At 62.0% G+C, this 19,794-nt stretch carries 17 protein-coding genes, 1 tRNA gene and 1 other RNA gene; 6 read left to right on the top strand and 13 right to left on the bottom strand.

All coding sequences use genetic code 11. The features are described from left to right. Nucleotides 1-71: 71 nt before the first annotated feature. Entirely contained in the window at nt 72-2,726 is a 2,655-nt protein-coding gene (gene alaS, locus ACZ5TH_RS04615) for an alanine--tRNA ligase (protein WP_464794771.1), read from the bottom strand. A 152-nt stretch (nt 2,727-2,878) separates the two neighbouring features. On the opposite strand from alaS, the gene ACZ5TH_RS04610 reads away from it, so the two are divergent. Beyond that, a complete protein-coding gene (locus ACZ5TH_RS04610; protein WP_464794770.1) occupies nt 2,879-5,146 on the top strand; it encodes an NADP-dependent malic enzyme in 2,268 nt (755 codons plus the stop codon). Between the two features lie 30 nt (nt 5,147-5,176). Beyond that, nucleotides 5,177-5,854: a L,D-transpeptidase family protein gene (locus ACZ5TH_RS04605; RefSeq protein WP_464794769.1), complete on the top strand. Its 678-nt coding sequence runs from the start codon at nt 5,177-5,179 to the stop codon at nt 5,852-5,854. 523 nt (nt 5,855-6,377) lie between these two features. On the opposite strand, the gene hisI is transcribed toward ACZ5TH_RS04605, so the two are convergent. The 11 genes from hisI to ACZ5TH_RS04550 form a co-directional block, all read right to left on the bottom strand. Then, nucleotides 6,378-6,749, bottom strand: a complete 372-nt coding sequence (gene hisI, locus ACZ5TH_RS04600) for a phosphoribosyl-AMP cyclohydrolase (protein ID WP_464795059.1) — start codon at nt 6,747-6,749, stop codon at nt 6,378-6,380. Nucleotides 6,750-6,812: 63 nt separating this feature from the next. After that, a tRNA-His gene (locus ACZ5TH_RS04595) sits at nt 6,813-6,889 on the bottom strand. A gap of 258 nt (nt 6,890-7,147) precedes the next feature. After that, nucleotides 7,148-7,420 (bottom strand): HU family DNA-binding protein, encoded by a 273-nt coding sequence (locus tag ACZ5TH_RS04590; RefSeq protein WP_196226204.1) that lies wholly within the window; start codon nt 7,418-7,420, stop codon nt 7,148-7,150. A gap of 182 nt (nt 7,421-7,602) precedes the next feature. Further along, nucleotides 7,603-9,999: an endopeptidase La gene (lon, locus tag ACZ5TH_RS04585; protein ID WP_460988030.1), complete on the bottom strand. Its 2,397-nt coding sequence runs from the start codon at nt 9,997-9,999 to the stop codon at nt 7,603-7,605. A gap of 121 nt (nt 10,000-10,120) precedes the next feature. Further along, complete coding sequence (locus ACZ5TH_RS04580; RefSeq protein ID WP_196226206.1) at nt 10,121-10,444, bottom strand: YbaB/EbfC family nucleoid-associated protein; 324 nt, start codon at nt 10,442-10,444, stop codon at nt 10,121-10,123. Then, nucleotides 10,441-12,048, bottom strand: a complete 1,608-nt coding sequence (locus tag ACZ5TH_RS04575; protein WP_464794768.1) for a DNA polymerase III subunit gamma/tau — start codon at nt 12,046-12,048, stop codon at nt 10,441-10,443. The genes ACZ5TH_RS04580 and ACZ5TH_RS04575 overlap by 4 nt, the downstream gene beginning before the upstream one ends. 51 nt (nt 12,049-12,099) lie before the next feature. Continuing rightward, nucleotides 12,100-12,197: signal recognition particle sRNA small type (gene ffs, locus ACZ5TH_RS04570), an RNA gene on the bottom strand. Between the two features lie 41 nt (nt 12,198-12,238). Beyond that, complete coding sequence (blaSGM, locus tag ACZ5TH_RS04565) at nt 12,239-13,144, bottom strand: SGM family class A beta-lactamase (protein ID WP_464795058.1); 906 nt, start codon at nt 13,142-13,144, stop codon at nt 12,239-12,241. A gap of 36 nt (nt 13,145-13,180) precedes the next feature. Beyond that, nucleotides 13,181-13,516 carry a 2Fe-2S iron-sulfur cluster-binding protein gene (locus tag ACZ5TH_RS04560; protein ID WP_464794767.1) on the bottom strand — a complete coding sequence of 112 codons (336 nt, stop codon included), beginning with the start codon at nt 13,514-13,516 and terminating at the stop codon, nt 13,181-13,183. A gap of 17 nt (nt 13,517-13,533) precedes the next feature. After that, complete coding sequence (locus ACZ5TH_RS04555) at nt 13,534-14,625, bottom strand: cysteine desulfurase family protein (protein ID WP_464795057.1); 1,092 nt, start codon at nt 14,623-14,625, stop codon at nt 13,534-13,536. Next, nucleotides 14,622-15,659, bottom strand: coding sequence for a cysteine desulfurase family protein (locus ACZ5TH_RS04550; protein ID WP_464794766.1), 1,038 nt, complete (start codon nt 15,657-15,659; stop codon nt 14,622-14,624). The genes ACZ5TH_RS04555 and ACZ5TH_RS04550 overlap by 4 nt, the downstream gene beginning before the upstream one ends. Before the next feature lie 146 nt (nt 15,660-15,805). Between ACZ5TH_RS04550 and ACZ5TH_RS04545 the strand changes: the two genes are divergently transcribed. Both ACZ5TH_RS04545 and ACZ5TH_RS04540 read left to right on the top strand, forming a co-directional pair. Then, the gene (locus ACZ5TH_RS04545) at nt 15,806-16,462 is read left to right on the top strand and encodes an alpha/beta hydrolase (protein WP_196226211.1); all 657 of its coding nucleotides are present in this window, start codon (nt 15,806-15,808) and stop codon (nt 16,460-16,462) included. A 124-nt stretch (nt 16,463-16,586) separates the two neighbouring features. After that, nucleotides 16,587-17,678 (top strand): HPP family protein, encoded by a 1,092-nt coding sequence (locus tag ACZ5TH_RS04540; RefSeq protein ID WP_464794765.1) that lies wholly within the window; start codon nt 16,587-16,589, stop codon nt 17,676-17,678. Nucleotides 17,679-17,680: 2 nt separating this feature from the next. Here the strand turns inward: ACZ5TH_RS04540 and ACZ5TH_RS04535 are convergent, their stop codons facing one another. Beyond that, complete coding sequence (locus tag ACZ5TH_RS04535) at nt 17,681-17,878, bottom strand: hypothetical protein (RefSeq protein ID WP_460988024.1); 198 nt, start codon at nt 17,876-17,878, stop codon at nt 17,681-17,683. A gap of 103 nt (nt 17,879-17,981) precedes the next feature. Here ACZ5TH_RS04535 and rpiB point away from each other — a divergent pair, with 103 nt between their 5' ends. Further along, complete coding sequence (gene rpiB, locus ACZ5TH_RS04530; protein WP_464794764.1) at nt 17,982-18,419, top strand: ribose 5-phosphate isomerase B; 438 nt, start codon at nt 17,982-17,984, stop codon at nt 18,417-18,419. 12 nt (nt 18,420-18,431) lie between these two features. Continuing rightward, complete coding sequence (gene glyA, locus ACZ5TH_RS04525) at nt 18,432-19,751, top strand: serine hydroxymethyltransferase (protein WP_460988023.1); 1,320 nt, start codon at nt 18,432-18,434, stop codon at nt 19,749-19,751. Nucleotides 19,752-19,794 lie beyond the last annotated feature (43 nt).

Below are 19,794 nucleotides of genomic sequence, written 5' to 3'. Positions count from 1 at the left end.
GCAGAAACAAGGTGGCGAAAGCGCAGCTTAAGCATCGCCTCCTTGCCGGCGGTCTTCGAATCCTGGAATTTTTACGCCGGGACGCTGGCCAAGGCCGCCTTGACCGCGTCAATCGCGGCCCCCGCCTTTTCTGCTTCCGGTCCACCGCCCTGAGCCATGTCCGGACGGCCGCCGCCGCCCTTCCCGCCTAGCGCTTCCACGCCCGCACGGACAAGATCGACGGCGCTGATCGTGCCGGTAAGATCATCCGTCACGCCAACCGCGATGCTGACGCGGCCGTCCACCACGGCGAGCACGGCGGACACCCCACTGCCCAGCGCGGCCTTGTTCTGGTCAACGATCCCGCGCAGTTCCTTGGGATCAAGCCCTTCGATCACCTGGCCGATGAAGTCGATCTGGCCGACCTTTTCAGGCCCCGCCACCTGAGCGCTGCTGCCCCCGCCGAGGGCCAGAGCCTTCTTCGCTTCGGCCAATTCACGTTCGAGCTTACGGCTCTGTTCCACCAGAGCGGCGATGCGCGCGGGCACCTCTTCAGCGGTGGTCTTGAGCGCGGCGGCCGATTGGCGCAGGCGATCTTCGCGGTCGGTCAACCACAGGCGGGCCGCTTCTCCGGTCAGTGCCTCAATGCGGCGAACTCCTGAAGATACCGCGCTTTCGGAGATGATCTTGAAAATCGCGATGTCGCCCGTCGCGCGGACATGGGTGCCGCCACACAACTCAACCGAATAGCTATTCGCGTCGCCTTTGCCCATGGAAAGAACGCGGACCTCGTCGCCATATTTTTCGCCGAACAGAGCCATAGCGCCCGCCGCGATAGCGTCATCGGGCGTCATGAGGCGCGTCGTGACGCTCTCATTGTGGCGGACCTGTTCGTTCACCAGGCTTTCGATCGAGGCGATCTGGCTGTGGGTCAGCGCTTCGGGATGCGAGAAGTCGAAGCGGAGACGATCGGGCGCCACGAGGCTCCCCTTCTGCGTCACATGAGCGCCCAGAGTGTTCCGGAGCGCGGCATGGAGCAGGTGGGTAGCGCTATGATTCGCCCGGATGCGATCGCGGCGGTCGGTGTCGACGGTGAGATGCACCGTATCGCCAACCTTGATGCTGCCCGTCCCAATTTTTGCCCGATGCGCGTGCAGTCGACCAAGTGGCTTTGCGGTATCTTCTACATCAGCCACCAGACCGGACAGCGACGTAATCGTGCCAGCGTCGCCCATCTGGCCGCCGCTTTCGCCGTAGAATGGCGTCTGATTTGTGACGATCGTAACCGTATCACCGGCCGATGCACTGTCGAAGTTCACACCGTCCTTGACGATCGCCAGCACCTCGCCCTCGCCCTCGGTCGAGCTGTAGCCGATGAACTCGGTATTGCCCGTCCTTTCGGCGATGTCGAACCAAATTTCGTCCGATGCCTTTTCACCCGAGCCCTTCCATGCGGCGCGAGCGGCGGCTTTCTGCTCGGCCATCGCGGCGTCGAAGCCTTCACGATCAACGCCCAGGCCGCGTGAACGCAGCGCGTCTTCGGTCAGGTCATAAGGGAAGCCAAAGGTGTCATAGAGCTTGAACGCGGTTTCGCCCGGCAACGTGCCGCCTTCGGAAAGATCGACCGTCGCTTCGTCGAGCAGCTTGAGGCCCTTTTCCAAAGTCTGGCGGAAGCGAGTTTCCTCACGCAGCAGCGTTTCCTCGATCAGCGGTTGGGCGCGGACCAGTTCCTGATAGGCACCACCCATTTCGGAGACGAGGCTGGGCACCAGTCGGTGCATCAACGGATCCTTCGAGCCGATGATGTGGGCGTGGCGCATGGCGCGGCGCATGATGCGACGAAGGACATAGCCGCGGCCTTCGTTCGCGGGCAGCACGCCGTCCGCGATCAGGAAGCTGGTGGAGCGGAGGTGATCCGCGATGACGCGGTGGCTGGCCTGATGCTCGCCATCGATGGCGGTCTTGGTCAGCGCGCCCGATTCCTCGATCAGCGCCTTGAACGTGTCGGTGTCGTAATTGTTATGGACGCCTTGCAGCACAGCGGCGATGCGCTCCAGACCCATGCCGGTGTCTATGCTGGGCTTGGGCAATTCGCCGACGATCTCGTTCGCTTCCTGCTCATATTGCATGAAGACGAGGTTCCAGATTTCTACGAAGCGGTCGCCATCCTCTTCCGGCGATCCCGGAGGGCCGCCCCATATATGATCGCCATGGTCGTAGAAGATTTCCGAACAGGGACCGCAGGGACCACTGTCGCCCATGGCCCAGAAATTATCCTTGGTCGGAATGCGGATGATCTTATGCTCAGGAAGCCCGGCGATCTTCTTCCACAGGTCGAAGGCTTCGTCGTCGGTATGATAGACAGTCGCGGTCAGCTTTTCCGCCGGGATGCCCCATTCTTTGGTCAACAGGGTCCAGGCGTGAGTGATCGCCTGTTCCTTGAAATAATCGCCGAAGCTGAAATTGCCCAGCATTTCAAAGAAGGTATGGTGGCGCGCGGTATAGCCGACATTGTCGAGATCGTTGTGCTTACCGCCTGCACGAACTGACTTCTGGCTGCTGGTCGCGGTTTTGTAGGGCCGTGTTTCCAGGCCCGTAAAGACATTCTTGAACGGCACCATGCCCGCGTTGACGAACATCAGCGTCGGGTCGTTATGCGGCACCAGAGGCGCTGAAGGAACGATGGTGTGGCCGTTCGCCCCGAAATAGTCGAGGAAGGAGCGGCGAATGTCGTTGGTCGATGTCATGCGCGCGATTTAGTGGGAAGCGCCCCGGCGCACAAGCGGGGCTTTTCATCGCAGCGGTCAAGTGGGGTCTCTTATCCGACAAGACACGCAAATCGGCCATTTACGGGCCTGTCGGCATTGCCCCTATTCCAAATCAATAATAAGGCCGCGTCATGGACGACAACACCCGCCGCGCAGCCCTGGATTATCATCGCTTTCCCCAGCCGGGGAAGCTACGGATAGAACCTACCAAGCGCATGGTGAACCAGCGCGACTTGGCGCTGGCCTATTCGCCCGGCGTGGCCGCCCCCTGCCTGGAAATCGCCGAAGATCCCGACAAAGCGATGGACTATACGGCGCGCGGCAATCTGGTCGCGGTGATCTCCAACGGCACGGCCGTGCTGGGGCTGGGTGCCATCGGTGCGCTTGCCTCCAAGCCGGTGATGGAGGGCAAGGCTGTCCTTTTCAAGAAATTCGCCGACATCGATGTGTTCGATATCGAGGTGGACACGACCGACCCCGAAAAGTTCATCGAGGCCGTGGCGCTGCTGGAGCCGACATTCGGCGGCATTAATCTCGAAGATATCAAGGCGCCGGAATGTTTCGCCATCGAGGCGGAGCTCAAGAAGCGGATGAAGATTCCGGTCTTCCACGACGACCAGCATGGGACGGCGATCGTCGTGGCGGCCGCCGTGCGAAACGCGCTGGTCTTGCAGGGCAAGACATTGTCAGAAGCGCGACTGGTTACATCCGGGGCGGGAGCCGCGGCGTTGGCCTGCGTCGATCTGCTGGTGTCGATGGGCCTTCGGCAAGAGCATGTGACGCTGACGGACAAGGATGGCGTCATCCATTCCGGTCGTGAGGGCATGTTGCCGAACATGGCCCGTTACGCGCGCGAGACCAATGCGCGGACTTTGCCCGAAGTGCTGCCGGGGGCTAATATTTTCCTGGGCCTGTCGGCGCCGGGGGTGTTGAAGCCTGAATGGCTGCCCCTGCTCGCGCCGAATCCGCTAATCTTCGCGCTGGCCAATCCGGAGCCTGAAATCCGGCCAGAGGTCGCACGCGAGGCACGGCCCGACGCGATCGTTGCCACCGGGCGCTCCGACTATCCCAATCAGGTCAATAACGTCCTGTGCTTCCCCTATATGTTCCGAGGGGCGCTGGACGCGCGAGCGACCGAGATCAACGAGGCCATGAAGGCCGCAGCGGCGGAAGCGATCGCCGCGCTCGCCCGGTTGCCTGCGCATGACAGCGTTGCGCAGGCCTATGGTGGGCGGCGGCTGGCGTTCGGGCCGGACTATATCATTCCGACGCCCTTCGATCCCCGGCTGATCGCGGAGATCGCCCCTGCGGTCGCCAAAGCTGCGATGGACAGCGGCGTGGCGAAGCGATCACTGGATATCGAAGCCTATCGCCGGTCACTGGCCCAACAGAACACGCGATCAGCGCAGCTGATGCTGCCGGTGTTCGAGGCCGCGCGGGGCACCTGCCGCCGCATCGCCTATGGCGAAGGCGAGGATGAGCGCGTGCTGCGCGCGATTCAGGACGGTCTGGACGAGGGGATCGTTCGTCCCGTCATCGTCGCGCGGCGGCGGATATTGAAGGATAAGCTGCCCAGCCTTGGTCTGCGGTTCGAGCTGGATCGCGATGTGGAAGTGGTCGATCCCGAAACCGATCATGAACTGCTCGGGCAACTGGTGGATGCGTATCGCGCCATCGCAGCGCGCAAAGGCGTCCCTACAGCCGAGTTGTTGCGTCACGTATATCGGCGCCCGACGGTCACGGCGGCGATGCTGCTGCGCACCGGGCGCGTCGATGCGGCGCTGGTTGGCGGCAACAGCGAATATTGGGGTCAGGTGGAACATGTCCTGCGGATCATCGATCGTCGGCCGGGGCATAGTCGCGTCTATGCGCTGTCGGGACTGATTCTGGACGCAGGCGCGCTGTTCATCACCGATACGCATATGGTCCCCGATCCGACACCCGAGCAGGTGGCCGAGATGGCTATAGCGGGTGCGACCGAGCTTCGGCACTTCGGCCTTTCGCCGCGCGTGGCGCTTCTTTCGCATTCGAACTTTGGAGCTTCGCACAGCCCCAGCGCGCGGAAGATGCGGACGGCCTTGCAACTGGTCCGCGAACAGACGCCGGACCTGCTGGTCGACGGTGAAATGCACGCGGATGCCGCACTCAGCCAATCGCTGCGGGAACGATTGGTGCCAGATGCTCGCTTTGAAGGACCTGCCAATCTGCTGGTGATGCCCAACCTCGATTCGGCGAATATCACCCTCACCGCGCTGTCCGCGTCGTCCAGCTCACCGACCGTGGGGCCGATGCTGATGGGGCTGGCACAACCCATTCACGTGCTGACGCCGGGTGTCACCGCTCGCGGTGTCCTGAACCTGACCGCAATCGCGGCGGCCGAGGTGGATCGGGAAGGCTGAGCTTAACCTTTTGCATGCAATAGAACGGGCATGGCGCGACTGATCCGGAATGTAGCGAAAGCAGCGGGACCGAAGCTGATCATAGGCGGCGTGCTTGGCGCTGCCGGTTTGCTGGTGAACATTTATATGGATCACGGGCGCGATCTAGAGTCCTCGCCGCAGAAGGTCGCCTCACCTGAAAGCACCCTTGCCAAGGCACCGATCGAGCGAAGCCGGTCACAGCCGCTGCCCGTCAATCCGCACGCGCTGGTGGTAAAAAGCGTGCTCCCGATCGAGGGGCCGTTCCGCCATGGCGACTATGTCTGGGATGAGAGCCAAGCGCCCGCGAAGGGGCCGATTATCATCACGGTGGACCTGAAGGCTCAGACGCTGTCAGCCTTTCGCGCTGGCCATGAAATCGGCGCGGCAGTGATCCTATATGGTGCCGATGACAAGCCCAGCCCCTTGGGCGCCTTCCCCATTACGCAGAAGGACGCGGACCATGTGTCCAGCCTTTATGATGCGCCGATGCCCTACATGCTGCGACTGACGAATGATGGCGTGGCGATCCATGGCAGCGACGTCAAATGGGGCAGCGCCACCCACGGTTGCATCGGCGTGCCAACGGCCTTCGCGCGCAAACTGTTTTCCGCCGTGAAGCTGGGGGACCTCGTGATCATCACGCAGGGCAAAATGCTGGACACCAGCCAGGTTCGAGACGCGGGCTGAACCGCGTCAATCCTGTTCACAAAGCGGATTGCCATTGCGCCCGGTGGCGCGCAGCGCAGCGCTGGCTTCGCTCGATGCGCGGGGGAAGCTGACGCCTTCGAGTGAACCCCGACCCTCGCAAAGATCAGCGCACTTCAGGTCGAGCACACCGGGGAAGGCGATCTGATCGCCATCATATTGGGCGACGATGATGCAGCGCCCCGCCCGATCGAAGCTGAGTATCAGCTTGTCTCCGGCTCGCTTTGCGGAACCCCGCCCACGACAGCGTTGATCCTCGCCGAAAATGGCTTCCGCGCCGAAGCGGAAATCGCCGGATCGACCAGGAATGATGCACAGGCTGTCACTGCCCGCCTCATGACGCCGCTGGAAAAGTCCGACGGGAGACGATCTGGAGGTGTCCGCGATGACGCCGCTTTCGATGGCTGCGCGTTCGAGCCCGGACGTCGAGGCGGTATTGCCTGCCGAACTCGCGGAGCCCCCGCCGTCCCCCTGGCACCCGACCAGTAGCGGCAGAATGACGAGGCTATTCCACCGTATCGACAGCAGTCAGTCCTTCCGGGCCTAGGTGGCGAAAGAAGCAGGATCGCGCGCCTGTGTGGCATGTTGGACCTGCCGGAACCGCCTTCACCCAAACCGCGTCCTGATCGCAATCGATCCGGATGTCGCGCACCTCCAGCATGTGGCCCGACGTCTCACCCTTTTTCCAGAGCGACTGGCGGCTGCGCGACCAGAAATGCGCCAATCCTGTTTCCAAGGTCAGGGCCAGCGCTTCCGCATTCATATGGGCAACCATCAGCACTTCGCCGCTGCCAGCATCAGTTACGACTGCTGTAATCAGCCCGTCACGATCATATTTTGGATTGAGGGTCAGGCCCTTGTCACGCGCATCGTCCATAGTCGGGCTATAGTCCGGTGGAGGGCTCATGCGAAGCCCATCGCGTCAGAAAAAGGAGGAAAATGGGGCGATCGAGGGGATCCGAACCCCCGACCTCTGGTACCACAAACCAGCGCTCTAACCAACTGAGCTACGATCGCCACAGGGCCGTTCGGCCCAAGAGAGATGCGGCACATATGCGGCGATTGGATAGTCGTCAAGCTGGCAAATGCGTACGCACGATGGAAAAAGAAACGGGGCGCCGACCGATTGGTCCGCGCCCCTCTTCCCTCTGTTCAGTACATGATCGCAACGAGGCTTTCTCACCTTCGGCGACGCTACTCTCCTAAACCAATCAGGCCGCGATGCCCAACATCTTGGTTCTGGATCAGGCGCCCTGCAAGGCGCCGTCCTGCTTGTTAGTTGACCGAGTCCTTCAGACCCTTGCCCGCCTTGAACTTGGGCTGGGCCGACGCCTTGATGGTCATCGTTTCGCCAGTACGCGGATTGCGGCCGGTGGACGCCTTGCGCTGCGAAACGGAAAAGGTGCCGAAGCCCACGAGCCGGACTTCGTCGCCCTTCTTAAGTGCAGACGAAATGGAATCGAATACGCCTTCAACCGCCTTGCTGGCGTCGCTTTTGCTAAGACCGCTGCTTTCGGCAACAGCACTGATCAAATCCTGCTTGTTCATACCTTGGGAACCCCCTTCTAACTGTGTGAATAGCTAAGGAATCGCGGCGTCGGCGGCGCAATAAGGCCCAGCTTTGATCGGCTGTCAAAGGGAAAGCGACAAAGCCACCACCTCCAATGAGATTTTCAACCATAGGCCTAAATCTCACTGAAAGTGGCGGCTAATCACCGTTGTGCTTGCAATCAGTGGCGAAGCGTCGCGTCGCCATCCCGCCCCGCAGCCGGACTCGGCTGTGCGGCTAGGTCATCTTCTTCTGTCCAGGCTATCGCTTCAGGCACCGAAATCAACGCGCGGGCAAGCACCTCATCCACATGGGAAACGGGAACGATTTCCAGCCCTTCCCTAATATTTGCCGGAATTTCCGCCAGATCCTTTTCATTCTCCGCCGGGATCAGCACCGTCTTGATACCGCCCCGCAACGCTGCGAGGAGCTTTTCCTTGAGGCCGCCGATCGGAAGTACACGGCCACGCAGCGTCACCTCGCCCGTCATAGCCACATCCTTGTGAACAGGGATGCCGGTGAGCGTCGAAACGATGCTGGTCACCATGCCGATGCCTGCGGAAGGGCCGTCCTTTGGCACAGCACCTTCGGGAAGGTGGATGTGAATGTCCTTCCGGGTGAAGAGGCTGGGCTTGATACCATAACCCGGTGAGCGCGCCTTCACATAGGAAAAGGCCGCCTGCACGGATTCGGTCATCACTTCGCCAAGCTTGCCGGTCGTCCGGATCGCGCCTTTGCCCGGTACGGTGACAGCTTCGATGGTCAGCAGCTCGCCACCCACTTCGGTCCAGGCAAGACCAGTCACGGCACCGATCTGGTTCTCTTCCTCACCGACGCCGTGGCGGAATTTCCGCACCCCGGCATATTCGGCAAGATTTTCCGGCGTGATCGTAACCTTCTCGAAAACGCCTTCCAAAATCTTGCGGAGCGCCTTGCGGGCAATCCGTGCCACTTCACGTTCAAGCGTGCGGACGCCCGCCTCTCGCGTATAGTAGCGGATAAGATCGCGGATCGCGGCTTCGGTGACTTCCACCTCGCCTTCCTTGAGGCCGTGAGCGTCGATCTGCTTCTGCAGCAAGTGGCGCTGCGCAATCTCGACCTTCTCATCCTCGGTATAGCCTTCGAGCCGGATGATCTCCATGCGGTCCAGCAATGGCTGCGGCAGGTTCAGCGAGTTGGCGGTCGTGACGAACATCACGTCCGACAGATCGACATCGATCTCCAGATAATGGTCCTGGAACTTGCTGTTCTGCTCCGGATCCAGAACCTCCAGCAGCGCCGAAGCCGGATCACCCCGGAAATCCTGGCCCAGCTTGTCGATCTCATCCAGCAGGAAGAGCGGGTTCATCGTGCCCGCCTTCTTGAGGTTGGTCACGATCTTGCCCGGCAGAGACCCGATATAGGTGCGGCGATGGCCACGGATTTCGGCTTCGTCGCGCACGCCGCCGAGCGACTGGCGCACAAACTCGCGGCCCGTAGCCTTGGCAATCGATCGGCCGAGCGAGGTCTTGCCGACGCCGGGAGGGCCGACGAGGCACAGGATCGGCCCCTTGAGCTTGTTGGTCCGGGCCTGCACCGCGAGATATTCGATGATCCGGTCCTTGACCTTCTCCAGCGCGAAATGATCCTCGTCCAGGATCGCTTGCGCGCGCTTGAGGTCGGTCTTGACCTTGCCCTTCTTGCCCCATGGCAGGCCCAGGAGCACGTCGAGATAATTACGCACGACCGTGGCTTCGGCGGACATGGGCTGCATGCCCTTGAGCTTCTTGAACTCCGCCGTCGCCTTTGCTCGCGCTTCCTTGCTGAGCTTTGTCTTGGCGATCTTCTCGGCCAGTTCAGCGAGTTCATCACCCTCTTCGCCTTCGCCATTACCCAACTCGCGCTGGATCGCCTTGAGCTGCTCGTTCAGATAATATTCGCGCTGGGTCTTTTCCATCTGCCGCTTCACGCGGCCGCGAATCTTCTTTTCAACCTGAAGCACGCCAAGCTCGCCCTCCATGAAAGCGAAGACCATCTCCAGACGCTTTACGGGATCAGCCTCGACCAGCAGCGACTGCTTGTCGGCCACCTTCACGTTGATATTGGCAGCCACGGCATCGGCGAGACGGCCTGCATCCTCGATCTCACGCAGCTGAACCGGCGTTTCGGCAGGCAGCTTCTTGTTCAGCTTTGCGTAGTTTTCGAATTGCTCGGCGACGGAGCGCATCAGCGCCTCGGCTTCAGGCCCTTCGGCTGCGACCTCATCGACTGGATCGACTTCAGCGATCAGATGGTTATCGGCCGAGCTGATCGACTGCAATTGCGCGCGATGCTTCCCTTCGACCAACACGCGGACGGTGCCGTCCGGCAGCTTCAGCAGTTGCAAGACAATCGCGACGACCCCGGTGTCGTACAGCGAGTCGCGGTTCGGATCATCCTCCGCAGGGTCAAGCTGCGACACGAGGAAGATTTCCTTATTTCCTTCCATCGCCGACTCAAGGGCAGAGACGCTCTTGTCGCGACCGACAAAAAGCGGGACGATCATCTGCGGGAAAACCACAATGTCGCGCAACGGAAGGAGGGGATATTGCGTAGTCATTCAATCTCCGGGGGGCCGCACGATTATTTGCTCTGCCATGCTGTTCATGGCTTTATGGGGACAATCAGGGCCTCATTCAATTGGTGCCGTCCTTTTGAACGGACTGTTATCCGAGTGCCGATCAGAAAGGCAGCTTGAACCCCGGCGGAAGCGGCAGGCCGCTCGTCATCTTCGACATTTCCGCAGAACTTACCTCGTCCGCTTTTTTGCGAGCGTCGTTGAAAGCTGCAGCCACAAGGTCTTCCAGCATCTGCTTTTCGCTAGGCGCGAGCAGGCTGTCGTCGATCGACACGCCCACGATCCGGCCCTTGGCCGAAGCGCGGACCTTTACCAGACCGCCCCCTGCTGCTCCCTCAACTTCGATCTTGTCGAGATTGTCCTGTGCGCGTTGCAGCTCTTCCTGCACGCGGCTGGCCATGCCCAATATTTCGTTCAGATCCTTCATCGCTCTGCGCTCCATGCTTCGGTCCGATCAAGATCGGCTTCGGGGAAAGCCGCAAGCACGGCCTTCACCACGGGGGTATCGAATATTTCGGCGCGCTCTTGCGCCTGACTTGCCTGTTGCTGCTCCAGCAATGACGGAGCGGCACCGCCTTCACTTCGCTTGATCTGCCACGGGGAACCCGTCGCCCTCTGCAATTCCATCGAGAGCGTACGGCAGAAATCACCGTCGGCCCACTCCTGCATTAGTTGTAATTCCAATTCAGGTGGATCGAACCGGACGATGCGCACGCAATCATGAAGGAAGTCAGCGAGCCGACCCTTCTTTTGTTCCCAAAGCAGATCGACGAGGGCCTTAGCATCCTGGGGCAGCGATGCGGTAGGAGCCGAGGCGGATGAGGCCGAAACCGAAGCCGTTTGCGCAGCCGGAACAGAGCCTTCGCGCAGGAGGCGCGCGATCTCGCCGGGGTCGGGCATGGTCGCGGCGTGCATGACGCGCAGCAGCGCCATCTCGCAGGATTCGATCGGGAATGCGGCGCCTGCAACCTCGTCATGGCCCTTTAGGAGCAACTGCCAGAGCCGATGAAGCGGCGCGAAACCGATTTGCGAGGCCCAGGTGGCGAGCGCCTCACGCTCCTCCGCGGATTGGCCGGGATTGGCGATGTCCCGTCCTGCTTTCGCCAGCGTCACGGCATGCACCAGTTCAAGCAGCCCCCGAACCAGCGAGAGGGGCTCAATACCGAGCGCATATTGTTCGCGCACCGCAGCCAGCAGCGCGGCGGTATCGCCCTCCAGCAGCAGGCCGAGCAGGCGGCGAACGGCGCCACGATCCGACAGGCCGAGCATATCGCGGACCTGAGCAGCAGTGACGAGCGGGGCGCCCTCCCCCATTTCCGCATGGGCGATTGCCTGATCCAGGATGGAAAGGCCGTCGCGGGCGGAACCCTCTGCCGCCTGAGCGATCAGCGCGAGAGCATCGTCTTCGGCGGCAACCTGTTCCGTCTCGACCACATGGGCAAAGTGGGCCGCGAGCAATTCCGCGGGAATGCGGCGCAGGTCGAAACGCTGGCAACGGGAAAGGACGGTGACGGGAACCTTGTTCACTTCGGTCGTGGCGAACAGGAATTTTACATGCGCGGGCGGCTCTTCGAGCGTCTTGAGAAGCGCGTTGAACGCGTTCTTCGAAAGCATGTGGACTTCGTCGATGATGTAGATTTTGTAGCGGGCAGAGACTGCGGCGTAGCGCACTGCCTCGATGATCTCGCGCACGTCATCGACGCCGGTGTGGCTGGCGGCGTCCATTTCGACCACGTCGATGTGGCGACCCTCTGCAATTGCCTGGCAGGGTTCGCAGACGCCGCAGGGATCGATCGTTGGGCCGCCCTGCCCGTCCGGCCCTACGCAGTTCAATGCCTTGGCGATCAGGCGAGCGGTCGATGTTTTCCCGACGCCTCGCACCCCGGTCATCAGGAACGCGTGGGCCAGCCTGCCCCGACGGATGGCGTTACCCAGCGTCTGGACCATGGCATCCTGCCCGATCAGTTCGCGAAAGCTACGCGGCCGGTATTTGCGCGCAAGCACGCGATAGGGCTGAGATGAATCGGACATGGTAACAATCTAGCGGCTTGAGGAGCGGCTGTCGAAGCCGGAAAGCCGAATAAAGGTGGGAGCCGGAACGACCCGCGGCGAAATCGTTGTGGCTGCTTCCGTCAGGACCTGACCAGGTTGGCGACGACCACGTCCGCCCGACTCCCGGCGCGGCATATGGCGAAAGGCTGCGGCGATGGCAAGGGCCGGGTTACTCAAGCCCGGTTCGCTGCGCCTTCGCGACGAAATCAAGTGCGGCGCGGGCCGCTTCGGCGATTGCTGTTTCGGCAGTCTTGGCATCGGTGGTCGGCCGATCGAGATAGACGGCCAGCACATATTCCTCGCCCGACGGCGCCTTGACCAACGCCACATCATTATAGGCGGTGCCGCAGCTTCCCGTCTTGCTGCCCGAGGTCCAGCCTTTGGGAAGGCCCGCCTTGATCCGCTTATCGCCCGTTGTGCTGGCGTTGAGCCATGTTCTCAGGCGATCGGCGCTCTCGCTCTTCATGTCGCGGAAGATCAGACGAGCCATGAGGTTTGCCATGGCGGCCGGACTGGTGGTGTCACGGGGATCACCTTCTACATTTTCGTTCAGCGCCGGTTCGGTCCTGTCGAACCTCGTCACCGTATCGCCATGTGCGCGGGCGAAGGCCGTCAATCCTTCCGTGCCGCCAATCATCGGCAGCAGCAGGTTTGCGGCACTATTGTCGCTAACCTCCACCGCCGCCTCGGCCAGTTCCGCCATGGACAGGCGACCGCGTTTGCGGTTTGCCTTCACCACCGGCGCATAGTCGAGAATGTCCTCGTCAGTGAACGCCACCTGTCCTTCCAACCCGAACCGCCCTGCGTCGGCGCCCATCAACACCGCCGCTGCGAGAGGCGCCTTGAAGGTCGAGCACATGGCGAAGCGTTCGTCCCGGTTGAAGCCGAGAAGCAGTCCGCCCTTGTTGTCGACCAGCGCGACGCCGAGGCGGCCGCCGGTCTCCTTTTCGATCTCGCGCGGGTTGCGAACGGACTTCATCGCCGATTCGCTAACCATGTAACGCGGCGCAGGTGGCAAGAGGGATTGGCGCGCGCCATCCTGTTGCGCCATGAGTGGCCCAGAGAGCGACAACATAATCCCCGCCGTGACACCGATGCGAAGGCGCATGAACTACATGCCCTGCATATTGTAGGATTCACCGGGGATGCGGACCGTGAGGCCGTCGAGCTTCTCTTCCAATATGATCTGGCAGGACAGGCGGCTGGTCCGGGTGGCTGCTGCGGCTAGGTCCAGCATATCTTCCTCCGCCTCGCTGGCGGGCGGCAGCTTAGAAAAATCTTCTGCTTCAACAATCACATGGCAGGTGGAACAGGCCATCTGTCCCTCGCACGTCCCTTCCAGCGGCTGGCCTGCCGCCTGAGCTACCTCCAGAAGCACCGAGCCTGCGGCGGCATCGACCTCCTGACGATTTTCGCCATCCGCACTGACGAACGTGACCCTGATCATGATTGCGACTCCCTTGGCTACGGCGCCGCTTGTACGGCTGCCGCGTCGTTCATTATCTTTGCGGCACTCTCCAATTCGGCCAGTGTCGTGTAGCGGCCAAAGCCGATCCGCACCGATCCGCGCGCCTCTCGTTCCGACAATCCGATGGCGCGCAGCACATGGCTTGGCCGCCCGGAGCCGCTCGCGCAAGCACTTCCCAGCGAAAATGCGACTTCACGGCATTCCGACAACAGCCGGGCGCCATCGATCCCGTCGCGGCGAAGATTGAGATTGCCGTGGTAGCGCGCGTCCACGCCGCCGTTGAGGGTCCATGTGTCAAACAGTTCGCGCGCCTGTTGCCATAGCGCCTCTACATGGGCGTGGTCCTGCTCCGCCCTCTCCCGCATGAGCCGGGCGGCGACGCCGAAACCGGCGCACAAGGCAGGCGATAGCGTGCCTGATCGCAGCCCCGCCTCTTGCCCGCCGCCGTGCATGACTGGCTCCAACTTCACCTCGTCCCGTAGCCAGAGAGCGCCTACACCCTTGGGTCCGTGAATCTTGTGGGCACTGATGGCGATCATGTCACAGCTGTCGGGGATCGGGACGCGGCCATAGCCTTGCACCGCATCGCAGAGGAATATCGCGCCGATGCGGTGAGCAAGGGCGGCGAGTTTGTCCACGGGCTGGATGACGCCGATCTCATTGTTCACGAGCATGGCAGCGACGAGTCCCACGCCGGGTTTGATCGCGGCTTCCGCTGCGTCCAGATCGACAAGGCCGTCGCTGCTGACTGGCAGGATCGTGACACGTCGTCCCTTGGTTCCAAGCGCGGACACCGTGTCAAGAACGGCCGCATGCTCGGTCGCCAGCGTCACGATGTCACCGGCGGGCGCTCCTAGAATGGCCAGGTTCAGCGCTTCGGTCGCGCCCGATGTGAAGATCAGCCGCCCTCCCTGGGGCAAGAGCCTGATGACTTCTTCGCGTGCCAGCTCGACTTGCGCCGCAGCGGCTCTCCCCAAGCGATGGGCGCTGTGGGGGTTGGCGAACTGGTCGCGCAGAAGTGGGACCATGACGTCAAAAGCCTCGGGCGCGAGAGGCGTCGTGGCCTGATAGTCCAGATAGATGGTCATGGCCGCCTGCTCGCCATCCTTGTCCATTGGTCCAGGAAGCGGTCAATGTCGGCATCGCTGGTCGATGGACCGAAGCTGACCCGTATGACTTCACCGGCCGCAGCCTCGTCCCAACCCATGGCGTGGAGGACGTGACTGGTCTTGAGTGAGCCGGATGAGCAAGCGCTACCCGCCGAAACGGAAATTCCGGCAAGGTCGAACTGAATGAGTTGGGCGCGGGCCGAAACGCCTGGCATGCGGTAGCTGGCAATCGCGGGGCTGCGCGGCGCAGCGCGTGCAACGATTTCGCCGCCCGTTTCCTCGATGGCTTGGTCCAGTCGCTCCCGGAGCCGCGCAGCCACTGGCAGCCAGTTCGGGCGATCTTCCAGAGCAGCCGTCATGGCAAGAACGCCGGGAAGATTTTCAGTGCCGGGCCGGTAGCCCTGCTCCTGACCACCGCTGGGTTGCAGGAGCGCCAAATCCCGGACGAGAAGAGCGCCTACACCGGGCGGCCCTCCGAATTTATGGGCACTGATCGCGATCATGTCCGCATCAGGCAAGGGGAGCTTGCCTGCGCTCTGTGCGCAGTCGGCAAAGAGGATCGATCCTTGACGATCCCATGCTGCGAGCCGCTGGATGACGCCGGTTTCATTATTCACATGCTGGATGGCGAGGAGCGTGCCGGAGCCAAATGCAGTTGAAGCAAGCGCCACGGCGCCTTCTGCGGTGACTTTCAGCCGCTGGGCCTCAGGCGTCACGCGGAGAACCGAATCATGTTCTACAGGAGACGTGAAAATATGGGCGGCCTTTGCTCGCGTCAGGCCAATGACGATCGCCTCGCTCGCGCCCGAGGTGAACAGGACATGCCCCCTCCATCCCAAGGCAGCAGCGATCCGCGCCCTTGCATCCTCCAGCGCAGCGCGTGCCGCGCGTCCCTCCGCATGCGGGCTGGATGGATTTGCCCACAGGTCCATTGCCTCCCGCATGGCAGCTTTCGCCTGCGGCAGCATGGGGGTTGTCGCGGCGTGGTCCAGATAAAGGCGATCAAGGGCCACGAGGGGATGTTACTCATTGATTGCGAAAATGGCGGTGGCTTCTATATAGGCGGTCTGCCGCGCAACGCCAGCATTGGCTTTCGCGCGCCCGCATCCAACCGCCGGCCTCCTTTCTCCGGGTGGCGGCCAGAACCATAACAGGTGCCATGCCCGACGTTATTTTCCCCGGACCCGAAGGCCGCCTCGAAGGCCGTTTCAGCCCTCCGCCTCGCCCCCGCGCGCCAGTCGCGATGATCCTGCATCCCCATCCGCAAGGCGGCGGCACGATGAACGACCGCATCACGCAGGCGCTCTACAAGACCTTTGTGAAGCGCGGCTTTGCCGTGCTGCGTTTCAATTTCCGGGGCGTGGGCCGCAGTCAGGGGACGTTTGACAATGGCATCGGCGAGCTAAGCGATGCCGCCGCGGCGTTGGACTGGGTACAGAGCTTCCACCCCGAGGCGCAGACCACCTGGATCGCAGGCTTCTCGTTCGGCGCATGGATCGGCATGCAGCTGCTGATGCGCCGTCCGGAAATACGCGGCTTCATCTCGGTCGCGCCGCCCGCAAACATGTATGACTTCTCCTTCCTCGCTCCCTGCCCTGCTTCCGGCATCATTGTGCAGGGAACAGCGGATGAGGTCGTGACCGCCAATGCCGTGCAGAAGCTGGTCGATAAGCTGCGCACGCAAAAAGGCATCACCATCCATCATGACGAAATCCGTGGCGCGAACCACTTTTTCGAACATGAGCTGGATCAGTTGATGAAGTCGGTCGACAATTATCTGGACATGCGCCTGTCGCCTGACTCGCCGATCCGCTGAGACACTCCATAGGTTGCTGAAGAGGGGCCGCTCGCAACGCGGCCCTTCTTTGTTTCCGGCCAAATCAACTATCAAGAAAATATATCTTGGCCTGCGCGGTCGCCGCGACTAGCGGCAGCGGGCCATGAGTGACGAGAAGAACAACGACGTTCGCCTGATATGGAGCCGCTATTACAGCGCCTTCATACCTGCGCCGCCCGGGCCAGGTTTCTTCGACCGGTTGAAAGCGGCGAGCGGCGCCATCGGCGGCATCGCGATCACGGGATTGCTTTGCGGCCTGATGCTGGGGAACGGCATAGCACATCCGTTGCTGGTTGCCCCGATGGGCGCTTCGGCGGTGCTGTTGTTCGCTGTGCCGGCAAGCCCGCTTGCACAGCCATGGTCCGTTTTCGGCGGCAATGTCGTATCGGCGCTGGTCGGGATTACCGTCGCGCGACTAATCCCTGATCCTACGATAGCTGCTGCTCTGGCGGTAGGTTGCGCCATTGGGGGCATGTCCCTGCTGCGCTGCCTCCATCCACCGGGCGGCGCGGTTGCACTTTCGGTCGTGCTGGGCGCTGCCAACGGTGCGCCGAGCTATATGTTCGCTTTTATCCCGGTGGGGCTGAACACTGCGCTGCTGGTGACGGTGGCAATCATCTTTCACCGGATCGCGGGGCACAGCTATCCTCATGTCGCGCCCAAATCTCCGAGCGCCCATGGGACGAACGATCCGGCGCCCTTGCTGCGAACGCCGCCGTCCGAACAGGATGTCGAGGAAGCGTTGCAGGCCTATGGCGATGTTCTGGACGTTAACGCCGCCGATTTGCAGGTCGTGCTGCATGATGCGGAGGTACGCGCGGCCGAACGCAGCCATGCCACGCTGACGTGCGGCGAGATCATGTCGCGCGACATCCTGTCTATTCGTGAAAGCCAGTCCGTGGCCGAAGCGGCCGAACTGCTGCATGCCCGGCGTCTATTGTCGCTGCCGGTGCTGGATGACGCTGGGCGCGTTCAAGGTCTGGTCGGTCCGCTCGACCTTTCGCGGGCAGGTGAGACGGCCCGCGACATTGCGTCGGAGCCGCTGCTCGTGTCGGAACATACACCGGTTTCGCAATTGCTTCGTCCGCTGACGAGTGGACTGACGCATGAAGCCATCGTCGTGGATGGCGCGGGACAGCTGCGTGGAATGGTGACGCAAACCGATCTTCTGGCGGCGATGGCGCTGCGCGCCTAGGATCAGTCGCGGTGGCGTTCCAGCATCGGTACATCGGGGCCGGGGATAGCGGAAATCGCTACATTGGCGAACATGACCAGTCCAGCTATGATCATCAGGACGCCACGCTTGCGATCGCCCTTTTTCACGATCGCGTAGATGCCGCCGCCCGTGAGAAACAGTCCCGCGAGCATGAGAATGGATAATATTGTCGATGCCATGAAGCAGGCCATAAGCGGCCAGCTGGACTGTGGCAATTGGCTGCCTCTGCCCCTAAGAGGCGCGGGATACGAATCACCCTTTGTGTGACAGGACAATTTCGCCGTGAAAATCGCCCTAGCTTCCGATCATGCCGCCGTTGATCTGAAAGCCGAGCTCGCCGATTGGCTGCGTGATGAAGGTCATGAGGTTAATGACCTCGGCCCAACGACAGCCGACCGCGTCGATTACCCCGATTTTGGCTATAAGCTCGCCAGCGCCGTCACATCGGGCGCGGCCGAGCGCGGCATAGCGCTGTGCGGTTCTGGCATCGGCATTTCCATCGCGGTCAACCGCAATCCGGCGTGCCGCTGTGCGCTGGTGTCGGAACCATTGTCGGCGGCGCTATCCCGCGAACATAATGACGCAAATGTCCTTGCCTTAGGCGCGCGCCTGACCGGCGTGGACATGGCCAAGGCCTGCGTCACCGCCTTTCTTTCCACCGAATTCGGCGGTGGCCGCCATTATGGCCGTGTCGAAAAACTCTCTCAGCCCGCGCTTTAAGGAGCCAGCCCTATGAGCACCGCCACCCTCGCCCAGCCCGACCTCTCCGATATCCGCGCGGAAGGCTATTTCACGCGCAGCTTGGCCGATGCCGATCCGGCGGTCTTCGCTGGCGTCACCAAGGAACTGAAGCGCGAGCAGAACCAGATCGAGCTGATCGCTTCGGAAAATATCGTGTCGAAGGCAGTGTTGGAGGCGCAAGGCAGCGTCTTCACCAACAAATATGCCGAGGGTTATCCGGGCAAGCGTTATTATCAGGGCTGCGCCCCTTCGGATGAGGTCGAGCAGCTGGCTATCGACCGTGCCAAGCAGATCTTCAACTGCGGCTTCGTCAATGTGCAGCCCCATTCGGGCGCGCAGGCGAATGGCGCGGTGATGCTGGCGCTGACCAAGCCGGGCGATACGATCATGGGCCTGTCGCTCGACGCCGGTGGTCACCTGACGCATGGCGCGAAGCCCGCGCTTTCGGGCAAATGGTATAACGCCGTGCAGTACGGCGTGCGCGAGGATACGCACGTCATCGACTATGACGCCCTCGAAGCCCAGGCGATCGAAGCCAAGCCAACGCTCATAATCGCGGGAGGATCGGCTTATCCGCGTCACCTCGACTTCGCCCGGTTCCGTGCGATCGCGGATAAGGTGGGCGCGTTGCTGATGGTCGATATGGCGCACTTTGCAGGCCTCGTCGCCGGTGGCGCGCACCCGACGCCTTTCGGTTTCGCCGACGTCGTGACGACGACCACGCACAAGACCCTTCGCGGGCCACGCGGCGGCATGATCCTGACCAATGACGAAGCCATTGCGAAGAAGATCAACTCGGCAGTGTTCCCCGGCCTTCAGGGCGGCCCGCTGATGCATGTCATCGCCGCCAAGGCGGTCGCTTTCGGCGAAGCACTGCGGCCTGAGTTCAAGACCTATGCTCAGGCGATCGTGACCAATGCCAAGGCGCTCGCGGGCAAGCTGGAGCAGCGCGGCCTTGCCGTCGTTTCGGGCGGCACGGACACGCATCTGGCGCTGATCGACCTACGTCCCTACGGCATTTCGGGCAAGGATGCTGACGAGGCGTTGGAGCGCAGCTTCATCACCTGCAACAAGAATGGCGTGCCGGGCGACCCGCTGCCCCCGACCAAGACCAGCGGCATTCGCGTGGGTTCGCCCGCCGGTACGACGCGCGGCTTTGGTGTGGCTGAGTTCGAGGCGATTGGCGACATGATCGCTGATGTTCTGGAAGGTTTGCGCGATCATGGCGAGCATGGCGACGCTGCGGTTGAAGCCAATGTTCGGGAACGCGTTTCGGCACTCTGCGCCCGCTTCCCGATCTACGAAGGCTGATCGCTTCGTTCTGTCAGGGGTGGTCGAGGCGCGGCGGCTGTGC

The organism is Sphingobium sp. TomTYG73 (genome assembly GCF_055394245.1).
The sequence above is the reverse complement of the archived record's forward strand: the minus strand, read 5'-3'. Positions and strand labels throughout refer to the sequence as shown.

Bases quoted from the DNA above. Each gene is read 5' to 3' on its own strand.
- alaS (WP_464794771.1), bottom strand. From the start codon at position 2,726: ATGACATCGACCAACGACATTCGCCGCTCCTTCCTCGACTATTTCGGG.
- ACZ5TH_RS04610 (WP_464794770.1), top strand. From the start codon at position 2,879: ATGGACGACAACACCCGCCGCGCAGCCCTGGATTATCATCGCTTTCCC.
- ACZ5TH_RS04605 (WP_464794769.1), top strand. From the start codon at position 5,177: ATGGCGCGACTGATCCGGAATGTAGCGAAAGCAGCGGGACCGAAGCTG.
- hisI (WP_464795059.1), bottom strand. From the start codon at position 6,749: ATGGACGATGCGCGTGACAAGGGCCTGACCCTCAATCCAAAATATGAT.
- ACZ5TH_RS04590 (WP_196226204.1), bottom strand. From the start codon at position 7,420: ATGAACAAGCAGGATTTGATCAGTGCTGTTGCCGAAAGCAGCGGTCTT.
- lon (WP_460988030.1), bottom strand. From the start codon at position 9,999: ATGACTACGCAATATCCCCTCCTTCCGTTGCGCGACATTGTGGTTTTC.
- ACZ5TH_RS04580 (WP_196226206.1), bottom strand. From the start codon at position 10,444: ATGAAGGATCTGAACGAAATATTGGGCATGGCCAGCCGCGTGCAGGAA.
- ACZ5TH_RS04575 (WP_464794768.1), bottom strand. From the start codon at position 12,048: ATGTCCGATTCATCTCAGCCCTATCGCGTGCTTGCGCGCAAATACCGG.
- blaSGM (WP_464795058.1), bottom strand. From the start codon at position 13,144: ATGTTGTCGCTCTCTGGGCCACTCATGGCGCAACAGGATGGCGCGCGC.
- ACZ5TH_RS04560 (WP_464794767.1), bottom strand. From the start codon at position 13,516: ATGATCAGGGTCACGTTCGTCAGTGCGGATGGCGAAAATCGTCAGGAG.
- ACZ5TH_RS04555 (WP_464795057.1), bottom strand. From the start codon at position 14,625: ATGACCATCTATCTGGACTATCAGGCCACGACGCCTCTCGCGCCCGAG.
- ACZ5TH_RS04545 (WP_196226211.1), top strand. From the start codon at position 15,806: ATGCCCGACGTTATTTTCCCCGGACCCGAAGGCCGCCTCGAAGGCCGT.
- ACZ5TH_RS04540 (WP_464794765.1), top strand. From the start codon at position 16,587: ATGAGTGACGAGAAGAACAACGACGTTCGCCTGATATGGAGCCGCTAT.
- ACZ5TH_RS04535 (WP_460988024.1), bottom strand. From the start codon at position 17,878: ATGGCATCGACAATATTATCCATTCTCATGCTCGCGGGACTGTTTCTC.
- glyA (WP_460988023.1), top strand. From the start codon at position 18,432: ATGAGCACCGCCACCCTCGCCCAGCCCGACCTCTCCGATATCCGCGCG.